We start from the raw sequence: 732 nt of genomic DNA, 5'->3' as shown, positions 1-732 counted from the left end.
ATTTCATCACCTACGACCTCGTCCCAAAGCGCTTCACCGCGAGCGGTGGTCGCCCCATGGCGGCCGCCCGTCAATGCGGCCAATCCCCCGACGATGCCGGCTCTCAGGCTTGCTCCGGTCGATACAACGCAACGCGCCGTGAAACTTGATGCGTTCAATTCATGGTCAGCACAAAGAACGAGGGCCCTGCGAATGAGGTCCGCCCCCCGGCTATCGATGCCCCAGACGTCTGCGCATTGCTGATGAAGCGGCTTTGCATTCGGCTCTGTGCCGAGCAAGCATCCAGCCAGGATGCGCACAAGATCAATACTACCTTCCGCCAGGCGTTGCTGCGACGTCTGCCACAGTGCAGTTCCGGCATCGTCACTTGCCAGCGTGAAGAGTGTCAACAGCGTCTCTTCTGCACGCCGTTGCCGGAAGTTATCCATCACCGCCGAGAGATAACCGTGAGACGTGGGCGCGGAACGGTCGAACGCAGAGATATCGCATTGCCAGAGGTGCGCCGCCGCCGCCTCAACACTGTGCGTGCGGGCAATCTCCAATGCATTGACGCCTCGAAAGTAAAGGCGCTCGTTTTCGATCAGCGTAATCTCGGACTCCAGAACGGGCAGTCCGAAGTTCAACGTCGCTTTCGCCACTTCCTTGGGCTTACGGCCCTTTTCCTTCCTGTCTCCGAGCCGCTCGACATCTGAGGCAAGGTAGCTGTTGATTTCCGCTGAGATCTGACCCTGG

At 59.4% G+C, this 732-nt stretch carries 1 protein-coding gene; it reads right to left on the bottom strand.

Annotated elements, in window-relative coordinates; all coding sequences use genetic code 11:
• The coding region (locus MXAZACID_RS17385) for a citrate/2-methylcitrate synthase (RefSeq protein ID WP_008495906.1) at positions 1-732 on the bottom strand (732 nt) is incomplete at both ends.

The organism is Acidocella sp. MX-AZ02 (genome assembly GCF_000306035.1).
In the GTDB taxonomy this organism is placed as follows: Bacteria; Pseudomonadota; Alphaproteobacteria; order Acetobacterales; family Acetobacteraceae; genus Acidocella; species Acidocella facilis.
Note: the sequence above shows the minus strand (reverse complement) of the source record. Positions and strands in the feature narration are given on the sequence as shown.